This window comes from Campylobacter sp. BCW_6460 (assembly GCF_001762705.1).
Classification (GTDB): domain Bacteria; phylum Campylobacterota; class Campylobacteria; order Campylobacterales; family Campylobacteraceae; genus Campylobacter_D; species Campylobacter_D jejuni.
In genome coordinates, this window is sequence record NZ_MJXI01000001.1 from 105,980 (window position 1) to 112,008 (window position 6,029).

Below are 6,029 nucleotides of genomic sequence, written 5' to 3' on the forward strand. Positions count from 1 at the left end.
ACTTTCCATATTTTATACAATTTTACATGTAAATAAATTTTTAATTACAAACTAAAAAACTGATTATTAATTTTATAGGTAAGTTAAGGTAGAATTAACAAGTCCGCAATGAGCTACTTTCCCCCTGCCAGTAAGGCGTAGTATCATCACCCACGATGTGCTTAGCTTCTTGGTTCGGGATGGAGCAAGGCGTTTCCACATCTGTATAATCACGGACATTGTTATTTAAATATTCTTTGAAAGATTTAATTTATAAATAAAGCTTAATCTTTTATTTCTTTATTTTTTTCTTTATTCTCTTTCTTCTTTACTTATCTTTTATCTTTAATAAGTTTTTATATAGAATACTTAAAAAACAATGTTAAGAGCAAGTTCTAATATAAACTCTACTTGAAAGATTTCTATGAAACTCTAAATATTATCTATATTCAAAGTCTTATTAAAAACCTTAACAAGGAAGTGATGCTTTATTAAAGATAAGCCAAACGCTCTATTAGTACTGGTCAGCTAAAGGACTTTCATCCATTACACACCCAGCCTATCAAACTAGTAGTCTTCTAGAGAGCTTAGAGAAGATTCATCTTAGAGTTGGCTTCACGCTTAGATGCTTTCAGCGTTTATCCTTTCCAAACTTAGCTACGCTGCGATGCTCTTGGCAGAACAACAGCTACACCAGTGGTTTGTTCAACCCGGTCCTCTCGTACTAGGGTCAAATCTCTTCAATCTTCTTACGCCCACGGCAGATAGGGACCGAACTGTCTCACGACGTTCTGAACCCAGCTCGCGTACCGCTTTAAATGGCGAACAGCCATACCCTTGGGACCTGCTCCAGCCCCAGGATGCGATGAGCCGACATCGAGGTGCCAAACCTCCCCGTCGATGTGAGCTCTTGGGGGAGATCAGCCTGTTATCCCCGGGGTACCTTTTATCCTTTGAGCGATGGCCCTTCCACACAGAACCACCGGATCACTAAGACCGACTTTCGTCTCTGCTTGACTTGTATGTCTTGCAGTTAAGCTGGCTTATACCTTTATACTCTACGAACGATTTCCAACCGTTCTGAGCCAACCTTTGTAAGCCTCCGTTATTATTTGGGAGGCGACCGCCCCAGTCAAACTACCCACCAGACATTGTCCCACTTGAGGATAACTCAAGCTGGTTAGCTACCCAAATAAGAAAGAGTGGTATCTCAACAATGGCTCATATACAACTGGCGTCATATACTCAAAGCCTCCCACCTATCCTGCACATTCTTATCCAAGTAGCAGTGTCAAGCTGTAGTAAAGGTCCACGGGGTCTTTCCGTCTTGCCGCGGGTAGGAGGAATTTTCACCTCCACTACAATTTCACTGGATCCCTCTTTGAGACAGCTCCCATCTCGTTACGCCATTCATGCAGGTCGGTATTTAACCGACAAGGAATTTCGCTACCTTAGGACCGTTATAGTTACGGCCGCCGTTTACTCGGGCTTCGATCAAGAGCTTCGCTAATGCTAACCCCATCAATTAACCTTCGAGCACCGGGCAGGCGTCACACCCTATACATCCTCTTACGAGTTAGCAGAGTGCTGTGTTTTTGGTAAACAGTCGGGAGGGACTCTTTGTTGTAAGTTTCCTTGCTTTCGGAGTAAATCCTAATACAAAGCTAACCACACCTTATACCGAAGATACGGTGCTATTTTGCAGAGTTCCTTAAAGAGAGTTCTTCCACGCGCCTTAGAATACTCATCCCACCCACCTGTGTCGGTTTACGGTACGGGCAACATTAGCTAAACTTAGAAACTTTTCTTGGCTCGACGGCATCAGGGGTTCTTCTATCCATCCGAAGATTTCAAAAAGCCTTTCAGTTCTCGGAGTGTTCTTATACGGATTTGCCTGTATAAGCTCCTACGACCTTAGACTAGCACTTCCATCCGCTAGCCCCCTTAGCCCTAAGCGTCCTTCCATCGCACACTAATGTTGGTATTGGAATATTAACCAATTTGCCATCGTCTACCCCTTTCGGACTCGACTTAGGACCCGACTAACCCTACGATGACGAGCATCGCGTAGGAAACCTTGGGTTTACGGCGTTAATGATTCTCACATTAATTATCGCTACTCATGCCTGCATGCTCACTTCTATTCGCTCCAGCACTCCTTACCGGTATACCTTCGACGCAAATAGAACGCTCTCCTACCACTTGCACACAACTTAAACTACTTAACTTTAGCCTAAGAATATTTTTACTGATTTTACTAAGCTTTATTTCTATCTTTACTCTATAAAAATCAGTAAAAATATAACTAAAACATATAACTTAGTTTCTCATATTCTAAACTTAAATAATCTAAGTTGTGTGCAAGTCTACAGCTTCGGTACTTACTTTAGCCCCGTTATATTTTCCGCGCAAAATCACTAGACCAGTGAGCTATTACGCTTTCTTTAAAGGATGGCTGCTTCTAAGCCAACCTCCTGGTTGTTTAAGTAACTTCACATCGTTTTCCACTTAAGTAAGATTTAGGGACCTTAGCTGGTAGTCTGGGTTGTTTCCCTCTTGACGACGGATTTTATCACTCGCCGCCTGACTGCTGTGATTACATATAAGGTATTCGGAGTTTGATAGGGTTTGGTACATTGGTGTATGCCCTAGCCCATTCAGTGCTCTACCCCCTTATATTACGACACAACGCTATACCTAAATATATTTCGGAGAGAACCAGCTATCACGAAGTTTGATTGGCCTTTCACCCCTATCCACAAGTCATCCCGGGGCTTTTCAACGCCTATGGGTTCAGTCCTCCACTAGTTCTTACACTAGCTTCAACTTGCTCATGGATAGATCACTTCGTTTCGGGTCTGCAGCATCTGACTAAGCGCCCTATTCAGACTCGCTTTCGCTACGGCTTCGCGTTTGCTTAACCTTGCCAGACACCACAACTCGCAGGCTCATTATGCAAAAGGCAGTCCATCACACTGTATTGCTACATAGTGCTCTGAATGATTGTAAGCAAATGGTTTCAGGTTCTATTTCACTCTGATCACCTCAGTTCTTTTCACCTTTCCCTCACGGTACTTGTGCACTATCGATCTGGTATTAGTATTTAGGGTTGGATCGTGGTCGACCCGGATTCAGACAGGATTCCTCGTGTCCCGCCCTACTCAGGATACTGCTAGCTAAGCTTTGTTTTTCGCATACGGGACTATCACCCTCTATGGCTATACTTTCCAGAATGTTCTGCTAAACTCAGCTCTTGCACATTGCAGTCCTACAACCCCCAGTGCAAGCACTAGGTTTGCCCTCTTGCGCTTTCGCTCGCCGCTACTGACGCAATCTCTATTGATTTCTTTTCCTGAGGGTACTAAGATGTTTCAATTCCCCTCGTTCGCTCCTATATAGGTAATGTATATCTCTATACATTGGGTTGCCCCATTCGGAAATCTACGGATCAAAGCTTCTTGACAGCTCCCCGTAGCTTATCGCAGTCTAGTACGTCCTTCATCGCCTTTACCAGTCAAGGCATCCACCATTCGCTCTTAGTAGCTTACCTTTTGATGTTCTTTTAGCAGATGAGAAAGCTCATCTTAAAGAACCAAAGCTAAAGGCCTACCCCGCCAACCTAAAAGATATTAGGCTTAAAACGAAATAAACTAAACATTCATTAAAAAATTAATGTAGATAAAGCTTCAATTCTTAATCACTAAAAAAACAATTTGCATAAAAGTTAGATATAACCTAACTTCTACCTTTTATTATTGATTCTAAAACGCATCACTTCCTTGTTAAAGTTTTTATGATAAGACTTCTTTATCTTAAGACGGAAAGCATTCAAACCTTAATATAGAACTAAATGATTTAGTCTTAACTAAGCTGTGAGTTTGAAACTTGTCTTTAATTTATAAATCTTAAATCTAATATTCTCTTTATTTTAAAGATAAAGATAATTAAAAGATATAAGTTAAACCAAAGAAAAGATAAATAGGTTTTATCCTTTAACAAGTCCTGTAAAATTGTTTTTATTAAAACTTGCTTGTGACTCTTAACAATGATAATTAAAAAGAACATTTAGGTTTAAAACCTAAAGGAAGTATATATATTAATATAATCATTATAAATATAAATACATAATGTATATGCTACTTATATCTATTTAAAGTATATTCTTTTATAGCTAAAGATAAAAATAAATCTAAGTATAGAGTTTATATTTTATATTTAATCTACTTTATATACTTGCTTTAGATTTTAAAGCTTTTTTATTCAAATCTTTTTTATGGTGGGCCTAACAAGACTTGAACTTGTGACCTCACCCTTATCAGGGGTGCACTCTAACCAGCTGAGCTATAGGCCCTTAATAAATGGTGGAGAATAGCGGGATCGAACCGCTGACCTCCTGCGTGCAAAGCAGGCGCTCTCCCAGCTGAGCTAATTCCCCATAAACAATTAGCTTTATCATCAATCTTTGAAATCTAAACAAGAATCAATTGAGTTTATATATTTGAAGTAATAGTTGTGAGACTTATTACTTTGTACTCTAGAAAGGAGGTGATCCAACCGCAGGTTCTCCTACGGTTACCTTGTTACGACTTCACCCCAGTCGCTGATTCCACTGTGGACGGTAACTAGTTTAGTATTCCGGCTTCGAGTGAAATCAACTCCCATGGTGTGACGGGCGGTGAGTACAAGACCCGGGAACGTATTCACCGTAGCATGGCTGATCTACGATTACTAGCGATTCCGGCTTCATGCTCTCGAGTTGCAGAGAACAATCCGAACTGGGACATATTTTATAGATTTGCTCCACCTCGCGGTATTGCGTCTCATTGTATATGCCATTGTAGCACGTGTGTCGCCCTGGGCATAAGGGCCATGATGACTTGACGTCGTCCACACCTTCCTCCTCCTTACGAAGGCAGTCTATTTAGAGTGCTCGGCCGAACCGTTAGCAACTAAATACGTGGGTTGCGCTCGTTGCGGGACTTAACCCAACATCTCACGACACGAGCTGACGACAGCCGTGCAGCACCTGTCTCTAAGTTCTAGCAAGCTAGCACCCTCATATCTCTATAAGGTTCTTAGGATATCAAGCCCAGGTAAGGTTCTTCGCGTATCTTCGAATTAAACCACATGCTCCACCGCTTGTGCGGGTCCCCGTCTATTCCTTTGAGTTTTAATCTTGCGACCGTACTCCCCAGGCGGTACACTTAATGCGTTAGCTGCATTACTGAGATGACTAGCATCCCAACAACTAGTGTACATCGTTTAGGGCGTGGACTACCAGGGTATCTAATCCTGTTTGCTCCCCACGCTTTCGCGCCTTAGCGTCAGTTGAGTTCCAGCAGATCGCCTTCGCAATGGGTATTCTTGGTGATATCTACGGATTTTACCCCTACACCACCAATTCCATCTGCCTCTCCCTCACTCTAGACTATCAGTTTCCCAAGCAGTTTAATGGTTAAGCCATTAGATTTCACAAGAGACTTGATAATCCGCCTACGCGCCCTTTACGCCCAGTGATTCCGAGTAACGCTTGCACCCTCCGTATTACCGCGGCTGCTGGCACGGAGTTAGCCGGTGCTTATTCCTTAGGTACCGTCAGAATTCTTCCCTAAGAAAAGGAGTTTACGCTCCGAAAAGTGTCATCCTCCACGCGGCGTTGCTGCGTCAGGGTTTCCCCCATTGCGCAATATTCCCTACTGCTGCCTCCCGTAGGAGTCTGGACCGTGTCTCAGTTCCAGTGTGACTGATCATCCTCTCAGACCAGTTAAGCGTCATAGCCTTGGTAAGCCATTACCTTACCAACTAGCTGATACTATATAGTCTCATCCTACACCGAAAAACTTTCCCTACTCAACTTGTGTTAAGCAGGAGTATAGAGTATTAGCAGTCGTTTCCAACTGTTGTCCTCTTGTGTAGGGCAGATTAACTATACCTTACTCACCCGTGCGCCACTAATCCACTTCTAGCAAGCTAAAAGCTTCATCGTTCGACTTGCATGTATTAGGCACGCCGCCAGCGTTCACTCTGAGCCAGGATCAAACTCTCCATAA

At 42.5% G+C, this 6,029-nt stretch carries 2 tRNA genes and 3 rRNA genes; all 5 read right to left on the minus strand.

Annotated elements, in window-relative coordinates:
• Positions 1-100: 100 nt before the first annotated feature.
• Positions 101-217, minus strand: a 5S ribosomal RNA gene (gene rrf / locus AJ881_RS00570).
• Between the two features lie 255 nt (positions 218-472).
• Positions 473-3,529: ribosomal RNA gene (locus AJ881_RS00575) — 23S ribosomal RNA — on the minus strand.
• A 724-nt stretch (positions 3,530-4,253) separates the two neighbouring features.
• Positions 4,254-4,330: transfer RNA gene (locus tag AJ881_RS00580), tRNA-Ile, on the minus strand.
• A gap of 8 nt (positions 4,331-4,338) precedes the next feature.
• Positions 4,339-4,414 (minus strand) — tRNA-Ala (locus tag AJ881_RS00585).
• A gap of 103 nt (positions 4,415-4,517) precedes the next feature.
• Positions 4,518-6,029, minus strand: a 16S ribosomal RNA gene (locus AJ881_RS00590).
• The 16S, 23S and 5S rRNA genes sit together here with 2 tRNA genes alongside, the layout of an rRNA operon.